Annotated in this window: 15 protein-coding genes; 10 read left to right on the forward strand and 5 right to left on the reverse strand. The window is 72.2% G+C overall.

Annotation, left to right across the window (positions count from 1 at the left end; all coding sequences use genetic code 11):
- Positions 1-5: 5 nt before the first annotated feature.
- On the reverse strand, positions 6-1,019 hold the full coding sequence (locus ACFVHO_RS17075; RefSeq protein WP_385714522.1) for a hypothetical protein: 1,014 nt from the start codon (positions 1,017-1,019) through the stop codon (positions 6-8).
- Positions 1,020-1,497: 478 nt separating this feature from the next.
- On the opposite strand from ACFVHO_RS17075, the gene ACFVHO_RS17080 reads away from it, so the two are divergent.
- Positions 1,498-2,688, forward strand: coding sequence for an acyl-CoA dehydrogenase family protein (locus ACFVHO_RS17080; protein WP_385714525.1), 1,191 nt, complete (start codon positions 1,498-1,500; stop codon positions 2,686-2,688).
- Between the two features lie 42 nt (positions 2,689-2,730).
- On the opposite strand, the gene ACFVHO_RS17085 is transcribed toward ACFVHO_RS17080, so the two are convergent.
- The gene (locus ACFVHO_RS17085) at positions 2,731-4,305 is read right to left on the reverse strand and encodes an MFS transporter (RefSeq protein WP_385714527.1); all 1,575 of its coding nucleotides are present in this window, start codon (positions 4,303-4,305) and stop codon (positions 2,731-2,733) included.
- Between the two features lie 270 nt (positions 4,306-4,575).
- On the opposite strand from ACFVHO_RS17085, the gene ACFVHO_RS17090 reads away from it, so the two are divergent.
- Positions 4,576-5,607 (forward strand): sulfotransferase, encoded by a 1,032-nt coding sequence (locus ACFVHO_RS17090; RefSeq protein WP_385714529.1) that lies wholly within the window; start codon positions 4,576-4,578, stop codon positions 5,605-5,607.
- 53 nt (positions 5,608-5,660) lie between these two features.
- Here the strand turns inward: ACFVHO_RS17090 and ACFVHO_RS17095 are convergent, their stop codons facing one another.
- A complete protein-coding gene (locus tag ACFVHO_RS17095; protein ID WP_385714532.1) occupies positions 5,661-6,965 on the reverse strand; it encodes a hypothetical protein in 1,305 nt (434 codons plus the stop codon).
- A gap of 315 nt (positions 6,966-7,280) precedes the next feature.
- Between ACFVHO_RS17095 and ACFVHO_RS17100 the strand changes: the two genes are divergently transcribed.
- The 3 genes from ACFVHO_RS17100 to ACFVHO_RS17110 all read left to right on the forward strand — a co-directional run bounded on the left by ACFVHO_RS17100 (position 7,281) and on the right by ACFVHO_RS17110 (position 10,916).
- Positions 7,281-7,592, forward strand: a complete 312-nt coding sequence (locus tag ACFVHO_RS17100; protein ID WP_385714535.1) for a YidB family protein — start codon at positions 7,281-7,283, stop codon at positions 7,590-7,592.
- Between the two features lie 127 nt (positions 7,593-7,719).
- Positions 7,720-8,667 carry an oxygenase MpaB family protein gene (locus ACFVHO_RS17105; protein WP_385714538.1) on the forward strand — a complete coding sequence of 316 codons (948 nt, stop codon included), beginning with the start codon at positions 7,720-7,722 and terminating at the stop codon, positions 8,665-8,667.
- Positions 8,649-10,916: a tetratricopeptide repeat protein gene (locus ACFVHO_RS17110; protein WP_385714541.1), complete on the forward strand. Its 2,268-nt coding sequence runs from the start codon at positions 8,649-8,651 to the stop codon at positions 10,914-10,916. Before ACFVHO_RS17105 ends, ACFVHO_RS17110 begins: the two co-directional genes overlap by 19 nt.
- Positions 10,917-10,975: 59 nt before the next feature.
- Here the strand turns inward: ACFVHO_RS17110 and ACFVHO_RS17115 are convergent, their stop codons facing one another.
- On the reverse strand, positions 10,976-11,635 hold the full coding sequence (locus ACFVHO_RS17115) for a hypothetical protein (RefSeq protein WP_385714543.1): 660 nt from the start codon (positions 11,633-11,635) through the stop codon (positions 10,976-10,978).
- Between the two features lie 116 nt (positions 11,636-11,751).
- Between ACFVHO_RS17115 and ACFVHO_RS17120 the strand changes: the two genes are divergently transcribed.
- The 3 genes from ACFVHO_RS17120 to ACFVHO_RS17130 all read left to right on the forward strand — a co-directional run bounded on the left by ACFVHO_RS17120 (position 11,752) and on the right by ACFVHO_RS17130 (position 15,509).
- Entirely contained in the window at positions 11,752-13,320 is a 1,569-nt protein-coding gene (locus ACFVHO_RS17120) for a phytoene desaturase family protein (protein ID WP_385714546.1), read from the forward strand.
- A gap of 96 nt (positions 13,321-13,416) precedes the next feature.
- The gene (locus ACFVHO_RS17125; protein WP_385714548.1) at positions 13,417-14,061 is read left to right on the forward strand and encodes a TetR/AcrR family transcriptional regulator; all 645 of its coding nucleotides are present in this window, start codon (positions 13,417-13,419) and stop codon (positions 14,059-14,061) included.
- A 143-nt stretch (positions 14,062-14,204) separates the two neighbouring features.
- Entirely contained in the window at positions 14,205-15,509 is a 1,305-nt protein-coding gene (locus tag ACFVHO_RS17130) for an amidohydrolase (protein ID WP_385714550.1), read from the forward strand.
- Between the two features lie 58 nt (positions 15,510-15,567).
- Here ACFVHO_RS17130 and ACFVHO_RS17135 read toward each other — a convergent pair whose 3' ends face one another.
- Positions 15,568-16,356 carry an IclR family transcriptional regulator gene (locus tag ACFVHO_RS17135; protein WP_385714552.1) on the reverse strand — a complete coding sequence of 263 codons (789 nt, stop codon included), beginning with the start codon at positions 16,354-16,356 and terminating at the stop codon, positions 15,568-15,570.
- A gap of 108 nt (positions 16,357-16,464) precedes the next feature.
- Here ACFVHO_RS17135 and ACFVHO_RS17140 point away from each other — a divergent pair, with 108 nt between their 5' ends.
- Positions 16,465-17,454: a 5-dehydro-4-deoxyglucarate dehydratase gene (locus ACFVHO_RS17140; RefSeq protein WP_385714555.1), complete on the forward strand. Its 990-nt coding sequence runs from the start codon at positions 16,465-16,467 to the stop codon at positions 17,452-17,454.
- Positions 17,455-17,544: 90 nt separating this feature from the next.
- Positions 17,545-18,882, forward strand: coding sequence for a gluconate:H+ symporter (locus ACFVHO_RS17145; protein WP_385714557.1), 1,338 nt, complete (start codon positions 17,545-17,547; stop codon positions 18,880-18,882).
- Positions 18,883-18,936: the final 54 nt, after the last annotated feature.

The following is an 18,936-nucleotide window of genomic DNA, read 5'->3' on the forward strand; positions in this document are numbered from 1 at the left end:
GTCGGTCAGCCGAAGGCGATCGAGCTGGTCTTGTTGTCGAAGCCGATGGTGGCCAGGTCCGCCACATCGCCGTTGATCACCTTCGACTCGCCCTTGCAGTCGGCCTTCGACCAGAGCTTCAGCGAGCCGCTCGCCGAGATGGACGACGCCACCTTCGGCCGCGCCACGTTCTGGCAGCCCTTGCCCGCGACGCCCTGCGCGACGCCGTCGCCGGGGAAGTTGGCGTCGTCGAAGAGGACGGCGCTGGTGGCGGGGGCGGCGGCCTGGCCGCCGCCCGCCTCGCCGGTGCCCTGGTCGGCGCCCGCGCTGCCGCTGCCCTGGTCCGAGCCCGCGCCGCCGGTGCCCTCTTCGGCGCCCGTGCCACCGCCCGCTGGCTGCCCCGACTTCTGGCCGTCCGGCGTCACGCCGAACCAAGTGCCGCCCACACCCTGGCCGTTGGTGTCGCCGGGCTTGGTGTCCTTGCTGAAGCGGTAGACGGGCCAGCCGCCGATGGTCACCTGGCGCGTGCCGTCGTCCCGCTTGATGACGCCGACGTCCGCGGGCTTCACCCCGTCGACGAAGATCTTGCCGCCCGGGTCCACCAGGACGGGGGGCCAGGTGGTGGCGCAGGCACCGGCGCAGTTCGACTTGGACGGCCGCGCGGTGTCCTTGTCGAAGCGGTAGAGGGTGAAGCCCGAGCCGTTCACCACGACCGGGTTCAGGTCGCCCGCCTGTCCCGCCGACAGCTGGACCCACTTGCGCTGCACGGGCTTGGCGGCGGGCTTGCCCGGAAGGTTGGCCCAATCGCCGGTGCGCCGCTGGGCGTTGTTCTGTTCGGCGGTGCCCGAGCGCAGCGAGAGATCCATCGTGCCGCTGCCGCCGGCCTGGCCGTCGGCGGCAGGGGCGTTGGACGCCGGGGCGTCGCCCGCGGCCTTGGAGTCGCCGCCGTCGTCACCGCCGCCACACGCCGTCAGGAGCAGCACGCCCGCCGCTGCGAAGGACGTGAAGAGCATGGCCGGCCGGGTGTTCTTGCTGAACATGAGAGGTCTCCTAGGGATGTCGTCGCTCGGTCGCCCTGGCTGTTCTGGGCCTTCGAGGCGTGAGTACGGGCGCCGTGCTCACGTCTGTTCAGCCTCTTGGGGGCTGTGACCAAACCGAGACAATGTCTAAGCTAGGAGTGCGTCCTGAAGTAGGGCTTGCTGAATCAGTCGCCCGGCTCACCGGGAGTCACCTCCGGCCTCTCGTGATACGCGCAGGCCACAGCCGTCACGGCCGCGGCCCCCGCGAGCAGCGGCCAGTCGATCCCCTAGTGAAGAACCAGCCAGGCGCCGGGCAGCGCCCCCGCGATCATCGCGAGGGCCGCGCCGACCCTTCGGACCGGCTGCGCCAAGGCCGCGGCTGACGCTCCCCGCCTCCCCGCGTCATCACCCTTCCCCCTTACTGAAACACGTTCTACTCTGTCCGCCGTCAAGCCGCAGCGCCACGGCAGGGTCGGGCGCAGGGACGACAGGAGGGCTCGTGCACCTCGAATACACCCCCGAGCAGCAGCGGTTGCGCACCGAACTGCGCGCGTACTTCGCCGAGTTGGTGCCCGATCGCGCGTACACCCGCTACGCCGAGCCCGCCGCCCAGAAGCGGTTCTACCGCGAGACGATCCGCCGCCTGGGCGCCGACGGCTGGCTCGGCGTCGGCTGGCCGGAGGAGTTCGGCGGCCGCGGGCTCACGCCGATGGAGCAGTTCATCTTCTTCGACGAGGCGGCCCAGGCCGGTGTGCCGCTGCCGCTCATGGCCCTGAACACCGTGGGTCCGACGCTCATGCGATACGGCACGGACGAGCAGAAGGCGTACTTCCTGCCCCGGATCCTCTCCGGCGAGATCGACTTCGCGATCGGCTACAGCGAGCCCGACGCGGGCACCGACCTGGCCGCGCTCAAGACCCGGGCCGTCCGGGAGGGCGACGAGGACACCGGCCACTACACGGTCGACGGCCAGAAGATCTGGACGACCAACGGCGACACCGCCGACTGGGTGTGGCTGGCCGTGCGCACCGCCCCCGAGGCGCCGCCGCACCAGGGCATCACCATGCTGCTCGTGCCGACGTCCGACCCCGGCTACTCCTGCACCCTTATCAACACCCTCGCCTCGCACGACACCACGGCGAGCTACTACGAGAACATCCGTGTGCCCGCCTCCCGCCGCGTCGGCGCGGAGAACAAGGGCTGGCGCCTGATCACCAACCAGCTCAACCACGAACGCGTCACCCTCGCCGCCCACGGCACCATGGCCATCCGCGCCCTCCACGACGTCCAGCGCTGGGCCGCCGAGACCAAGCTCGCCGACGGCCGCCGCGTCATCGACCTGCCCTGGGTGCGCCGCCGTCTCGCCCAGACCCACACCAAGCTCGACGCGATGAAACTCCTCAACTGGCAGATGGTGAACGCCGTCCAGGACGGCACCCTCACCCCCCAGGACGCCTCCGCCGTCAAGGTCTACGGCTCCGAGGCCCGCCGCGAGGCCTACGCCTGGCTCATGGAAGTCGTCGGCGCCGCGGGCCCCTTGAAGGAGGCATCGGCGGGATCCGTCCTCCATGGCGAACTGGAGCGCGGCTACCGCTCGGCGGTCATCTTCACCTTCGGCGGCGGCAACAACGAGATCCAGCGCGAGATCATCTCGTGGATCGGCCTGGGGATGCCGCGGGTGCGCCGCTGAGGTGGGCGAGCCGGCGGCGTCGGGGCGGCTGCCATGACACCCTCAGACGGAGCTGGGGGCCTCTTCGTGGTCGGGCTCCGGTACCGGCCCCTTCTTCTCGGCGGCGGGCACGTGGGCAGCGGGCAAGGTGATCAGCAGCACGACTGCTCCGAGGAGTGCGATGGCCGCGATCCAGCCCGCGCCGACGTGCATGGCATGGACGAACGCGTCATCGGCGGCCTGGGCGAGAGTGGGCCGGTGGGTGGCGGTGGCGACGTGGCGGGCCTGTTCGGCGGAGACGCGCGCCTGGTCCCGCACCGGACCGGGCGCACCCTCCAGCGAAGGCTCGATCGCACGTCGGTACATGATCGACATGACCGTGCCGCCCACTGCGATTCCGATGACGCTGCCGGTCTGTCGCACGGTGTTGGTGACGGCCGATCCCGCACCGGCCTGCTCCAACGGCAGGTTGCTGAGCAACGCGGCCGTGACGGGGCCGATCACCATGCCGATCGCGAGCCCCTGGATCAACAGCAGGACCTCGATCCAGACGAGAGGAGTCTGGAGTCCGAGGAACGCGTACCCGCCCATGGCCAGCGCGGCCACGGTGAACGCGGGCACGGTGACAAGGCGCAGCGACAGACGGCGAACCAGGCGCGAGGCAAGGGGCGCCGCCGCGAGCGCGCCGAGTGCGGTCGGGACATTGGCCAAACCCGCCTTCATCGGCGAGAACCCGAGCGCGCCCTGAAGGTAGAAGGCGTTGTAGAAGGTGATGGCGGCCACGCCGAACAGCAGTAGTCCGAGCGCCACATTGCCACCACCGAATGTGCGTCGCGCGAGCAGCCGCGGATCGAAGCTGGGCGCCTTGACGCGCAGTTCGACGAGCACGAAGACGGCCAGCAGAACCAGGCCGACAACGATCGGCGCCCAGACGTCGGTACGACTCCACGCGGCCACCTGCCCTGCCCGGATCAGCCCGTAGGCCAACGCCGCGAGCCCGCTGACCGACAGCAGCATTCCGGCGGGGTCCAGTGGCCGCGGAACGGGGCTGCGGAAATTCGGAACCAGTACGGCGAGCCCGACCAAAGTCAACGCCGCGACCGGGACATTGACCAGAAAGACCGAGCCCCACCAGAAATGGTCGAGCAGGAACCCGGCAAGGACCGGTCCGGCAGCCATTCCGACACCGGCCGACGTCGAGAAGACACCGATCGCGGCAGCCCGCGCGGGGCCGGTGAAGGTCCACATGAGGATGGCCATCATCGCGGGCGTGATGAGCGCGCTGCCCAGACCCATCACGGCGCGAGCCGCGATCAGCTGGCCCACATCGCTCGCGTACGCCGCCCACAGCGAGGACCCCGCGAAGATCACCAGCCCGCTGGAGAAAACGGTCCGGTGCCCGAATCGATCGCCCAATGCGCCCGCGGTGAACATCAATGTGGCGAAGGCCAGGGTGTACGAACCGGTCGCCCATTGCAGCTGACCGGGATTGGCCCCAAGGCCATGGACCGGGTCCGCAAGGGTCTCCAGCGTGGTACTCAGGACGGTATTTTCGAGCCAGATAAGCAGCGAACACAGCATGAGAACAGCAAGAATCAACTGCTGCCTGGATTTCGGCAACGTGGGAGTCGCGGTCATGAACACCTTCGGAAATCGATCGCCGGGAAGCGGAACGACTGGACCATAAGCAAACTCCACGACGCCGTCAAGCTTGAATTTTCTTGTCAATACCGTTGCGTCTGAATGGACTTGTATGCCCTCTGCTGGATTTGCTGACTGAAGAATTCTGTGCCCTCGGCGGATTTGCACGGCGCTCCCCAGGGAAGCATGCCCGTGATCAGCACGGGGCGTCGTCCAAGTCGCCCCGAGTCATCCGAGTCATCCGAGCCGTCCAAGGAGAACCGCCCTATGCGCACCCTGACGTTCGTCGTCGGTACCGGCCGTAGTGGGTCGACCGCGCTGTCCGGCATCGTCAACGCGCATCCCGATGTGCTGAGTCTCAACGAGCTGCTGGCGTCGGTGCAGAGCCGGGGGTTTCCGGAGGGGCTGCTCGGGGGCGGGGAGTTCTGGCGGTTGCTCGCCGATCCCAATCCGCTGTTCGAGCGGATGATCCGCAATGGCGTGCCGATGCCGGAGTTCGTCTATCCGCGTCGGCCCGGACGCTTCGCGACGGAGACGACCGGGATCCCCGCGCTGTCCCTGATGGTGCTCCCGCATCTGACCGACGACCCGGACGGGCTCTTCGACGAGCTGGAGGAAGCGGTGCGCCGGTGGCCGGAGCGCACGGCCGCGGGGCACTACGAAGCGCTGTTCGACTTCTTGGGGGCGAAGTTCGGGCGCACGGCGGCTGTCGAGCGGTCCGGGTATTCGCTGGAGCGGGTGCCGCTCCTGCGCAAGGTGTTCCCGGAGGCGCGCTTCGTGCACCTGTTCAGGGACGGGCCCGACTGCGCCCTGTCGATGAGTCGGCACACGGGCTACCGGCTGATCTACCTGCTGCGGCAGATTCTCGCGCGGACCGGTGCCGAGCGCGTCGAGAACCTGACCGAGGCCCAGGTCCGCTCCCTGCCGCCCGAGCTCTCGCCCCTGCTGGGGGAGCGGTTCGACGCCGCCCTCGTACTGGACAGCGATCTGCCGCTGACGGGATTCGGCGCGCTGTGGTCGGAGCTGATCACGCAGGGCGTGGAGCGTCTCGGTGACGTTCCCGCCGCGCTGCGGACCACGCTCGCGTACGAGGACCTGCTCGACGAGCCCCGCGCGGAGCTGACGCGGCTGGCCGAGTTCATCGGCGTGGAGCCGCTGCCGCAGTGGCTCGACACCGGGGCGGCACGGCTCGACGGCAGTCGGCGGGGCTCCTCCCTGCGGCTGCCCGTGGCCGAGCTCGCCGCTCTCCGGGAGTGTTGCTCTCCCGGAGAACGGGCCCTGGCGGACAGCCGACGGTAGGCGGTGCGGGCGGACGCGTCAGTGGACGGTCCAAGGGTGTCGACGCGGGCGGTTCAGGGAGTGTTGACGGAGAACACCACCCGCTTGCCCACCGTCGTGTTGATGCGTTCGTTGACGCCCCACAACCGGTCCGTGGTCCACGAGTAGGCGAGGTTCTGGGTGTAGACGGGGGCGGCCGTCATGACGTGCGGCGCGGCGTTCGCCCGCGCCTTGTGGACACAGGAGTACGGATCACTGGGGGTGCCGCCGCCCGAGCCCGTCGGGCAGGTCCCCGCCAGGTACCAGTTCGTGCCGTCGGTGGCCGCGCCCTGCATGGACCAGACCGGGGACGAGTACGCGGCCGACGCGGTGCCCTCGGGCAGCTTGGTCGTGGCGTCGAGCGGCCAGCGCACGACGCGGCCGCCCGCGGCGTCCTTCTTGTACTCGGCGGAGACGAGGGAGTCCTTGCCGCCGGTGCGGTCGAGGCTCAGGGAGTTCAGGCAGGGGGTGGTGCCCGAGGTGACGGAGCAGGGGGTGTCACCGGTCGTGGTCCGGTACATCGCGACCATGGGGACGGCGTAGTTGTGCCACAGGCCCGACGAGGTCGTGCCGGAGACGCCCACCTCCTTGCCCTGCTTGTTGAGTTTCCAGATGTGCCGCAGGTCGTAGACCTGGAGGTAGCGGCCGTTGGCGACGAAGGCCCGGTCGCCGTACCAGACGACGCCGTCGACGTGATTGCGCGGGACCACACGGAAGTCGCCCTTGCCGTCGGCCTTCTTGACGGGCTGGACGAGCAGCAGGTGGTGGTAGTCGGGCGCGGCGTTCTTCGCGTTCACGAGCGTGAGCCGGGCGTACTCGTCACCGCGCCGCTTCGCCGGGTCGGGATTGCCGAGGTCCGTGCTGTGGTGCCAGGTCACGGCGTGCGCGGGGACGCCCTTCCACCGGCCGTCGGTAGGGGCCCCGCTGTCGCTGTACGGCAGGGAGAGGCCCTGCGGGGTCCAGCCGCCCTCCGTGGCGTTCCAACTGCTCGACCGGTCGTCCTCCTTCTTCCAGCAGTGGCCGCCGGGCTTGAGGCTCGCGGACAGGCCGGTGTCGTGGCACAGGCCCGCGACACCGGTGTTCCCGCCCGTGCCGAGGACGGTGCGGACGTCGACGGTCGTGACGGCGCCGGTCCGCTCCACGGCCTCGACCGCGGCGTCCGTGCCGTCGGCGCCGCCCCCGGCGACGACCTGGTTCAGTCTGAACTGCGCGACGGTGGCGGGGTCCACCGCCCCGAACGGCATCGCGGCAAGGGCCGGCGGGGCGTTCACGAGCATCGTGGCGGCGACAGCCGCCGCGGAACCGGCCACAGCGAGTCGGGTGCTCCATGGGGAAGTCATGCGGCGGACGATATGCCGTTCTGCGCGCTTCTTCGATCACACGGACGATGCCCGACTGCCGTGCGGCAACGGGGAGTTCACCACCCGGCCGTCTCGATGTGGCCGAAAGTCAGTGCTGGTCGGGCCGTGTTCGCGGGGGACGTGGCTGGTTCCTTGTGCCGCGGAAATCAACGGGCAACCATCGGGCGGCACCCTCACGTCTGGTCCCACAAGGGCACCTCGGCAGCAGGGAGAACGCGGTCGCGTCTGGATGGCGGCCGCTCGGCCGCGGTGCCCGGGACCATCGATCCACATTGCAACGTATGGGAGAAACACATGGCTGCCTTCGAAGCCCCGGCCACCCCCCTGGAGCAGCTGCTCATCGCCACCCTCTACGACGGCAGCCAGGTCGCTGCCGCCTTCGACGAGCTGCGTCAGGCCGGCCTCGGCGACAAGGTCGACTCCTGGCTGAGCACGGGCGAGAACCTGCCCGTCACCGCGGACGAGCTCGGCAAGGTCCTCGGCGGGCACATCGCCCGGATAGCCACGGTCACCGGCACGACCGCGGACGAGATCGCCGAGAAGGTCGCCGTCATGCTGCCGCTCGCCGTGGACGCGGCGAGCCCGAACGGTGAACTGGGCCAGTAGTCCCGAGTCCTCCGGGCCGCTAGGCGACCGTCTCGTGCCCGTGCCGCCGCACGGACACGGGACGACCCGCTCACGGCCGTATCGCGGGCCGCGCGAGTGTGCGTAACCTGCGAGGGGAGGTGACGGCATGCGCGAGGCGGACGCCGGGCTCTTCGGGCCCTCGTCGGTGACCTGGCAGGCGCACGCGGACCCGATGATGTGGGTCGCGGGCATCAGGGCCCTGTACTTCCAGGCGCTGCACCCGCGCGCGGTGCGCGGCGTCATGCAGAACTCGGACTTCCGTAAGGACGCCCGGGGCCGTCTGATGCGCACCGCGAACTTCGTGGGCACGACGACGTACGGCACCACGCAGGCCGCGGAGAAGGCGGGCGCCCGGGTCCGCAAGATCCACTCGATGCTCTCCGCCACCGACCCGGACACCGGGGAGCGCTACGGCGTCGACGAGCCCGACCTGCTCCTGTGGGTGCACTGCGCGGAGATCGACTCCTACCTCCACGTCCTGCGCCGCTCCGGCTTCCCGATCGGCGACGCGGCCGCCGACCGCTACGTCGCCGAACACCGCGAGAGCGCCCGCCTGGTCGGCCTCGACCCCGACGGCGTACCGGCCACCACCGCCGAACTCGCCGCCTACTTCGAGAAGACGCGCCCCGAGCTCACCGTCGGCCCCGAGGCCCGCGCCGTCGACGACTTCCTGCTCCGGCCGCCCACGCGGGCCCTGCTGGTCCCGGCGCGCGCCCTGCTCTGGCGGCGCGTGGCGAACCTCGCGTACGCGTCCCTGCCCCGCTACGCCCACGAGCTGTACGGCAGGCCCGCCCCACCCCCGCCGACGGTCACCCGCCGCCTGGCCGCCACCGGCACCCTGCTGCGCCTCGTGCCCGCCCGGGTGCGCTGGCAGCTCCCGCCGAAGCACGTCCTGCGCGCCATGGCCCGCCTCGGCCCCGGCAGCCGCCCCGACCCGCGCCATGTCCCGTACAAAGTCGACAGACGGGACGCCATACTGGACGGGCCGGGGAGGGCGCAGCGAGGCAACGGGGGCGATGGCGCGAGATGCCAGAGGTGGGGGACACCAGACTGATCCAGGGGCGGTACCGACTGCTCGACCTGATCGGGCGCGGCGGCATGGGCGAAGTGTGGCGGGCGCGCGACGAATCGCTCGGCCGCAAGGTCGCCGTCAAATGCCTCAAGCCGCTCGGGCCCCAGCACGACCAGTCGTTCACCCGGGTCCTGCGGGAGCGCTTCCGGCGCGAGGCGCGGGTCGCGGCGGCGCTCCAGCACCGCGGTGTGACCGTCGTGCACGACTTCGGCGAGAACGACGGCGTGCTGTTCCTCGTCATGGAGCTCCTCGAGGGCCGCAACCTGAGCCAGGTCCTGGAGGACAACCGACAGCACCCGCTGCCCGTCACCGACGTCGTTGACATCGCCGACCAGGTCGCCTCCGCGCTCGCGTACACCCATGAACAGGGCATCGTGCACCGCGACCTGAAGCCCGCCAACATCATGCGGCTCCTCGACGGCACGGTGAAGATCTGCGACTTCGGCATCGCCCGGCTCGGCCACGACATCGGCTTCACATCCCGTCTCACCGGCACCGGCATCGCCATGGGCACCCCGCACTACATGTCGCCCGAGCAGATCAGCGGCGCCGAGGTCGACCAGCGCAGCGACCTCTACTCGTTCGGCTGCGTGCTGTACGAACTCGCCACCGGCGCCCCACCGTTCGACATGGAGGACGCCTGGGCGGTCCTCGTCGGCCACCGCGACACCGCGCCCGAGCCGCCCCGCCGCCACCGCGGCGAACTGCCCGTGTACTTCGACCGGATCGTCCTCGACCTGCTCGCCAAGCACCCCGACGAACGCCCCGCCGACGCCCGCGAACTCGGCCGCCGCATCACCGCGGGCCGCAGCGCGTCCGCCGCCTACGTCCCGACGGTCGTCTCGCCCTCCCTGCGCCGCACCGACACCGCACCCTCCGAGCGCGCGGCGCGCCCCGAGCCGCACCGCGAGCCCGCCCTGCCGTCCTGGACGCGCGGCATGACCACCGGCCACAAGGCGACCGGCACCACCCTGCGCACCACACCGCCGGACGCCGCCGCGGGCCTCACCGGCGAGTGGATCCCGCGCTCCACCGGCCGCCACACCGCCCTGCCGCCGCCCCCGCCGGAGCGGCCCGCGCCCTCGCCGTCCGTCGTCGCCGCCCTCGTCAGCCGCCACAACGCGGGCCTGAGCCTCGGCCGCCTCGGCCGCTGGGCGGAGGCGGGCGAGGTGCATCGCGCCGTCGCCGCCGAGCGCGAGCACGTGCTCGGCCCCGACCACCCCGACACCCTCGCCAGCCGGTACGAGATCGGCTTCACGCTCAGCCGCACCGGGCGCCCCGCGGACGCCCTGCGCGAGTACGGCCGCGTCGCCGAGGGCCGTGAACGCGCCCTGGGCGCCGACCACTTGGACACCCTCGCCGCCCGCCAGGAGATGGCGTACGTCCTCGGCCAGCTCGGCCGGCACTTCGAGGCGCACCAGGTGTACACGCAGGTGCTCGGTGCCAGGGAGCGGACCGCGGGCCCCGACCACCCCGACACCCTGCGATGTCGGCACAACCTTGCGTTCAACCTCAGCCGCCTGGGCCGCCTCGAGGACTCCTACCGCCTGGCCCGCGACGTGGCCGCCGCCCGCGCCCGCGTCCTCGGCGCCACCCACCCCGACACCCTCGTCACCCGCTATGAAGTCGCTTACGCGCTGGGCCAGTTGGGGCACTGGCCGGAGGCGTTGCAGACGTACCGCGAAGTGGCCGAGGCGCGGACGAGGGCGCTCGGCGCCGACCACCCCGACACGCTCGCGGCGCGCTACGAGGTCGGCATCAGCCTCGGCCGGCTCGGCCGCAGCGCCGAGGCCCTGGAGCTGTACCGCGCCCTGATCCAGGACCGCACCCGCGTCAACGGCCCCGCCGACCCCGAGACCCTGCGCGCCCGGCACGGCCTCGGTGTGAACCTGGGCCGCCTCGGCCGCTGGGAGGAGGCGCTCGCGGAGGCCCGCGACGTGTGCGCGATCCGCGAACGCGTCCTGGGCGCGGGCCACCCCGACACCCTGGTCAGCCGCCGCGAGGTCGCCGTCGGCCTCGGCTGGCTCGGGCGGTGGCCGGACGCCCTCACCGAGTACCGCAGGGTGGCCGCCGCCCGCGAACAGGTCCTCGGCGCCGACCACCCCGACACCCTCGCGAGCCGCAACGACGAGGCCCACTGCCTGGAGCAGCTGGGCCGGGGCACGGAGGCGGTGGAGCTGTACCGGAGGGTGGCGGTGCTGCGGCAGCAGCGGGCCTCCGGGGCGCACTGAGGCGCGCGGGCCGCTTCTCCGGTCGGCCGCGGATCAGCCTCCGTCGGTCGCGGAGTTCGTCAGCCCCGGAGCTGGACGGGCGCGCGCATGGCGGCCAGCTCCGGCTCGCCGTCGATGTCCATCGGGGTGCCCTCGGGATAGCGGGCGCACCCGGCGTACGCGGAGACCTCCAGGCGTCCGCCGGGGTAGGCCGTGATCGCGACCGACGTGCCGTCCCGCGGGGGCCGCATGCTCAGCTCCAGGCCGTAGCGGTCGTTCTGGTGCTCGGCCACCTTCCAGCCCTGGCGGGTCAGTTCCCGCCGTGCGTGCGCCAGGGCGGTCACCGCCCGGGCGCGGGGGACGTCCCGCAGGGTCCAGTCGTAGGTGACGCTGACGACGTGCGGCTCGCTCGGCGGCGAGGGGTCGAGCGCGTCGGACAGGGTGCGCAGGCCGCGGCGGTCGCAGGTGTAGGCGTCGGTGTACGCGCGCGGCCCGGACCGCTTCGTGTCGAGCCGGGCGTCCGGCAGCGCGAGCGCGTCATAGACCGCCTGGCTGCGCTCGTCCAGGTGCCGGGACGTCGCCGCGGGGTCCGCGACGGGATACGGCTCGCCCTCCCAGACCCCCTCGAACCACCGGGCAAGGCCGACGAGACCCGCGAGTGCCGCGGCGATCCCCAGCCCTGCCGTCGTCACGCGCACGGCCTTGCGGCGGCTCTCCGGGGTCATGTTCGTCTTCGCCATGCGGGCATCCTGCTGCGGCGCGGTGCGGCGGACATGAGTACGCGTACTCAAGCGGGCCCTGGTCGGTCTCCCGCACCACCCCCGGACAACAGCTCGATTCCGTGCTACCAAGGATCATGCGATCCAGCTACGACGCCGTGGTGGTCGGTGGCGGCCACAACGCCCTGGTTGCCTCCGCCTACCTGGCCCGCGCGGGCCACTCGGTCCTGCTCCTCGAACGGCTGCCCGACACCGGCGGAGCCACCGTGTCCACGCGCCCGTTCCCCGGCATGGACGCCAACCTCTCCCGCTACTCGTACCTGGTGAGCCTGCTGCCGCGGAAGATCGTGCGGGACCTGGACCTGGACTTCCGGGTGCGCACCCGCACGGTCTCGTCGTACACGCCGACGGTCCGCGCGGGGCGCCCCACGGGGCTGCTCGTGGGCGGCGGCGAGGCCCGCACGCGGGCGTCGTTCGCCCGGCTCACCGGCGACGACCGCGAGTACACGGCCTGGCGCGAGTTCTACGCGCGCACGGCCCACGTCGCCACCCGCGTGTTCCCCACCCTCACCGAACCCCTGCCGACGAAGAAGGAGCTGCGCCGCCGCGTCGACGACGACACCGCCTGGCGCATGCTGTTCGAGGAGCCCATCGGCCGGGCCGTCGAGGAGCGGTTCGCGGACGACCTGGTGCGCGGCGTGGTCCTCACGGACGCCCTGATCGGCACGTTCGCCGACGCCCACGACCCGTCCCTGCGCCAGAACCGCTGCTTCCTCTACCACGTGATCGGCGGCGGCACCGGCGACTGGAACGTGCCCGTCGGCGGGATGGGCGCCCTGACCCGCGCCCTCACCGACGCCGCCCGCGCGGCCGGCGCCGACCTGCGCACCGGCCACGAGGTGACCCGCGTCGAGACCGACGGACGGCACGCCGAGGTGACGTACCGGACGGCGGACGGCGAGGGCACGGTCGGGGCCCGGCACGTCCTGGTGGGTGCCTCGCCGCAGCAGCTCGCCGCGCTGACCGGGGACGCGCCGCCGCCCCCGGCCGAAGGCGCCCAGCTCAAGGTGAACATGCTCCTGGACCGGCTGCCCGCGCTCCGCGACCCGGACGTCGACCCGCGCGAGGCCTTCGCCGGGACCTTCCACATCGCCGAGGGGTACGGGGAGCTCGCGCGGGCCCACGCCCAGGCGACCGCGGGCGGACTTCCCGCGGCACCGCCGTCCGAGATCTACTGCCACTCCCTCACGGACCCGACCATCCTCGGCCAGGATCTCGTCGACCGCGGCTGCCACACCCTGACCCTCTTCGGCCTGCACACCCCCGCCCGCCTCTTCACCGACGCCACCAACGACTCCCTGCGCGCCGAACTCCTCACGTCCGCCCTCGCCCAGCTCGACGCGCACCTGGCCGAGCCGATCGCCGACTGCCTGGCCACGGACGCGGACGGCCGTCCGTGCGTCGAGGCGAAGACCCCGCTGGACCTGGAGCGCGACCTGCGCCTGCCCGGCGGCAACATCTTCCACGGCGACCTGTCCTTCCCGTACGCGGACGAGGACGCCCCCGACCGGCGGGGCCACGAGGGCCGTTGGGGCGTGGCGACCCGGCACGCGAACGTCCTGCTGTGCGGCGCGGGCGCACCGCGCGGGGGCGGGGTCAGCGGCATCCCGGGGCACAACGCGGCCATGGCCGTTCTGGGACGGTGAGCGGCGATCGCACGGAACGCGCTGGTGTACGGTCGGACACCGTTCGATGCGCGAGGAGGACCCACGCGTGAGTGACGGAGACAAGAGGTGCTCACCATGGCTTCCCGACGTGCCGGTCGCAGCGCGGACTCCCCGACGTTCACCGAACAGGCGCGCCGTCGGCAGCTCATCGAGTGCACGATCGACCTGATCTCGACGAAGGGCTATCCCGCGACGTCCCTGTCCGCCATCGCGGAACAGGCGGGCCTGTCCAAGGCGGCCGTCCTCTACCACTTCTCCTCCAAGGACAACCTCACCCGCGCGGCCCTGGACCACGTCCTGGAGGACTTCACCGCGTACGTCGGCGAACGCGTCGCGGCCGAGGCGGACCCGCGCGCCGCCGTCATCGCCTACGTGCGCGCGATGATCGGCTACCAGCAGGCGCACCGCCGCCACGTCCGGGTCATCACGGAGATGCTCCTGGACGACCACGGCGGCACCCGCCTCAAGACCCCCGGCGGCCATGACACGGCGGGCCGCTGGCAGACCCTCGCCGACCTCCTGGCCGCGGGCCAGCGGGCGGGCAGTTTCCGCCCGTTCGACGTCCGCACCGTATCCCTCGCCGTCGGCGGCGCCATCGACGGCGTCATCGGCCACTGGCTCGCGCACCCCGACCTCGACCTGGACGCGGCGGCCGACGAGCTGGAGACGTTCACGCTGAACGCGATCGGGGCCGGGGGCGGCGGCCGCGCCGATCGCTGAACCGGGGCCGGGACCTGGGCCGGGGTGGGCGCGGGGCGTACAGGTGTGTGCCCCGTGGGCCGTGGGCAGCACTTGGGGGGCGTGAGCCGTCGGCCGCCGGGGCCGCGGGGTGACGCCGCAACCGCGTGCCGAAGGAGCGTCGCATGGGCGTCAGCAACCCCCCGTCCGAACCGCAGGACCCCTCCGCCGAGTCCATACCCCCTGCATCCCCTGCATCCCCTGCATCCCCCGCCCTCGGCGGACTCGACGCCGCCCTGCCCGAACTCGTCGCCCTGTACCAGGACCTGCACGCCCACCCGGAGCTGCCCTTCGAGGAGCACCGCACCGCCGCCGAGATCGTCCGCCGCGCCACGGCGTACGGCTGCGACGTCACGCCCGGCGTGGGCCGCACCGGCGTCGTGGCCGTCCTCGACAACGGCGAAGGCCCCACCGTCCTGCTGCGCGCCGACTTCGACGCCCTGCCCGTCGTCGAACTGACCGGCCTGCCCTACGCGTCGCGCACCGAGGGGCTGATGCACGCCTGCGGCCACGACATGCACGTCACCTGTCTGCTGGGCACCCTGAAGCTGCTCGCGGCGGCGCGCGCGAGCTGGCGCGGGCGGGTCGTCGCCGCGTTCCAGCCCGCCGAGGAGATCGGCGAGGGCGCGCAGGCGATGGTCGACGACGGCATCCTCGACCGCTTCGGGACGCCGGACGTGGTGCTCGGCCAGCATGTCGCGCCGCTGCCCGCGGGCATGGTGGCCTGTCACGCGGGAGCCGCGTTCGCGGCCACCGACTCGCTGAAGGTCGTCATGTACGGCAAGGGCGCGCACGGCTCCCGGCCGGAGACGTCCGTCGACCCCGTGGTGATGGCCGCCGCGACGGTGATGCGGCTGCAGACCGTTGTCTCGCGCGAGGTCCCGGCGGGGGAGACGGCCGTGCTCACCGTCGGGTCGCTGCGCGCGGGCACGGTGGACAACATCATCCCGGACGAGGCCGAGCTGCGGCTGAGCATCCGCTCCTACACGGAGGACGTCCGGGCCCGGATGCGGGCCGCCGTCGAGCGGATCGTGCGCGGTGAGGCATGGGTGGCGGGCGCCGCGCGCGAGCCCGAGTTCACCCAGCTCGACGCGTTCCCGGTGCTGGTCAACGACGAGGCGGCGGTGGCCAGGACCATGGCCGCGATCGGTGCGGTCGTCGGCGAAGGGCAGGTGATCGACCCCGGGCCCGTCACCGGCAGCGAGGACGTGGGGATCCTGGCCACGGCGGCCAAGGCCCCGGTCTGCTACTGGCTGTTCGGCGGCTGCGACCCCGCGACGTACGCCGCGGCCCAGGCCGCGGGCACCGTGGACCGTGACATCCCGTCCAACCACTCGCCGCGCTTCGCGCCCGTGCCCGAGCCGACCGTCACGACCGGTGTGACGGCGCTGACGACGGCGGCGCTGGAGTGGCTGGGCCGGGCGGAGTGAGAGCGGGCGGCGCGGCGTTGGGCGATCGGTGTTCGGCGATTGGCGTTCGGCGTGAGCCTCAGCGCCAGTCCGGAGCGCCCGGCGCCGGGGCCACGGCGCTCTCGATCCTGGCCCGGGTCTCCCGCATGACCGCGACGATCCGGGCCTCGTGCTCCTCGCTGAGCCGTGCCACCGGCACCGAACAGCTGATGGCGTCGGTGGCCGGAACGTCGTAGCGCAGGGCGAAGCCGAAGCCCGCGATGCCCGTCACCGTCTCCTCGCGGTCGATGGAGTAGCCGCGCTCGCGCACCCGGGCGAGATCGGCGACGAGCGCGCCCCCGTCGGTGTGCGTGTTCTCCGTGTAAGCGACCAACGGGCCCTCGGGGAGGGGGAGTTCGGCGTCAGGGCGCTCGGCCAGCAGGGCCTTGCCGAGGGCTCCGGCGTGCGCCGGGATCCGGCGGCCGACGCGGCTGAGGCTCCGCGCGTACTCGTGGGACTCGCGCGTCGCGAGGTAGACGACGTTCGGGCCGTCGAGCCGGGCCAGGTGGATCGTCTCGCCGAGCGTGTCCGAGGCCTGGTCGAGCGCGGGGCGGACCCGGCGCACGCGCGGGTCGCTGTCCAGGTAGCTGGTGCCCGTGAGCAGAGCGCGGATCCCGATGCCGTACAGGGAGCCGGTCGTGTCGGAGCGCACCCAGCCGCAGTCCACGAGGGTCTGGAGCAGCTGGTACATGCTGCTGCGCGGTACGTCCAGTTCCGCGGCCAGTTCGTCCAGGCGGGCGGGCCGGTCGCCGCGGGCGGCGAGCAGTTCGAGCAGCTCCACAGTGCGGGCCGCCGACTTCACCCCGCGGGTCCCGGTCGTCTTCGACATGGCCACATCGTAATTCCGCGGTACCGCACCCATTGACCCCACCTGTTCACCCCCATAATCTCCGTTCTCATACATGCACGCCATCTGCATACAGGGATGAGATTCAGGATGCGGTTCAGCATGGAGACCGAGGGCATGGAGGCCGAGGGCGCGGTCCGGCGGCTGCGGGACGGCATGGCGCGCGGGGTGCTGTCCTTCCCGCTCACGAGCCTGCGGGACGACGGCGCCCTCGACCTGGAGTCCTACCGGGCCTACCTGGCCGGCCAGTTGGCCTCGGCCCCGGGCGCGGCCGGGCCGGGCGCGGTGTTCCCCGCCTGCGGCACCGGCGAGTTCTTCTCCCTGGACGAGGACGAGTACCGGGCCGTCGTCGAGACCACGGTCGAGATCGCCGACGGACGGCTGCCCGTGGTCGCGGGCGTCGGCTACGGCTGGGCGCAGGCACTGCGGTTCGCCCGCATCGCCCAGGAAGCGGGCGCCGACGCCCTGTTGGTGCTGCCGCACTATCTCGTCGAGGCCCCGCAGGACGGCCTCGTCGAGCAACTGCGCCGGATCGCCCGGGGCACGACGCTGCCGCTCATCGCGTACCAGCGCGGGCAGGTCGCCTTCACCCCGCGGAGCCTTGGCCGGATCGCCGAGATCCCCACGGTCGTCGGCCTCAAGGACGGCCACAGCGACCTCGACCGGCTGCAACGCCTCACCCTCGCCGCGCCCGACGGCTTCCTCTTCTTCAACGGCGCCGCCACCGCCGAGATCCAGGCCCGCGCCTACGCGGCCGTCGGCGTCCCGGCCTACTCCTCCGCCGTGCACGCCTTCGCCCCGGAGATCGCGAACGCCTGCTTCAGGGCCCTGCGGGACGGCGACGACGCGGCGGCCGACCGGTTGCTGCGCAACTTCTACGTCCCGCTGGTCGAGCTGCGCGACCGGGTGCCCGGGTACGCCGTCTCGCTCGTCAAGGCCGCCGCCCGGCTGCGCGGACTGCCGGTCGGGCCCGTGCGCGCCCCGCTCGTCGACCCCGGCCCGGCCGACCTCGCGGAGCTGGCGCGGATCCTCGACGACGGCCTGGACCTCGTCGGCGCCGGGCGCCTGCGCGCGGCCTGACGCCGCGGGCCCTGCCAGTGAACACCCCTCGGGCGCACGGCAGTTGAGCGCCCCGGTCCCACCTGCCCAACCGTCCCAAGGGGAACGGACATGCCTCTCCTCGTGGTCGGGATCAGCGTCCTTGTGCTGCTGCTCCTCATGACCCGGCTGAAACTCAACGGCTTCGCCGCGCTGCTGCTGGTGGCGGTCGGTGTCGCCCTCGTGCGCGGGATACCGGTCGCCGACATCCCCGACGTCCTGTCCGAGGGCATCGGGGGCCAGATCGGCGACACGATGCTCACCATCGGGCTCGGCGCCATGGTGGGCCGGGTCATGGGCGACTCCGGTGCCGCCCAGCGCATCGCGGGCACGCTGCTCGCCGCCTTCGGGCCGCGCTGGGTGCAGGTGGCCATGGTGGTCACGGCCATGCTCATCGGCGTGACCATGTTCTACGAGGTCGCGTTCGTCATCATCGTGCCGGTCGCCTTCACGCTGGTCCGGGTCACCGGGGCGAAGCTGCTGTGGGTCGGGCTCCCGATGTCCATCGCCCTGTCCACCATGCACAGCTTCCTGCCGCCGCACCCGGGACCCACCGCCGTCGCAGCGACCTTCCACGCCTCGGTCGGCCACACCCTCTTCTACGGGCTCTTCATCGCCGTGCCCATCGGCGCCCTCGTCGCGCTCGCGTGGCCGCGCCTGCCGTTCATCAAGGTGATGGACCCCGCCATCCCCAAGGGCCTGGTCGGCGAGGGCGAGTTCACCGACGAGGAGATGCCGGGGCTCGGCTGGTCGCTGTTCGTGGCGCTGTTCCCCGTGGTGCTGATCGCCGGGGCCGCCGTGACCGACATGGCCACCTCCGGCGAGAGCCCGTTCCTGCACTTCGTCGCCTTCATCGGCTCGCCGCCGATCGCGCTCCTGCTCACCCTGTCCCTCGCGACCTGGGCGTTCGGGCCCCGGATCGGCCGCAGCATGGCGGAGGTCGGCGCCTCCTGCACCTCGGCGGCCCAGGCGATGGCGATGATCCTCCTCGTCATCGGCGCGGGCGGCGCCTTCAAGAACGTCCTCGTCGAAGGCGGCATCTCCGACTACATCAAGGACGCCACCGACAGCTGGTCCATCTCACCCATCGTCCTGGCATGGCTCATCGCGGTCATCCTCCGCGTGGCCCTCGGCTCCGCGACGGTCGCCGTCGTCGCCGCCTCCGGGGTGGTCCTGCCGCTCCTCGCGGGCAGCGGCATCCATCCCGAGATCATGGTGCTCGCCGTCTCCTGCGGCTCGATCGCCTTCTCCCACGTCAACGACCCGGGCTTCTGGCTGTTCAAGGAGTACTTCAACCTCACGGTCATCGAGGCGATCAAGGTCCGCACCACGTACACGACCGTGCTCGCGATCCTGGGCCTGGCCGGAGTCCTCGCCCTGGAGTGGACCTTGGACGTCCTCAGCCTCTGACCGCGCGCCTCCTGATCCCCGCCCCCCTGCCCTCCCCACCGCCTCCGGAAGGAC

Source organism: Streptomyces sp. NPDC127108 (assembly GCF_042677545.1).
In the GTDB taxonomy this organism is placed as follows: Bacteria; Actinomycetota; Actinomycetes; order Streptomycetales; family Streptomycetaceae; genus Streptomyces.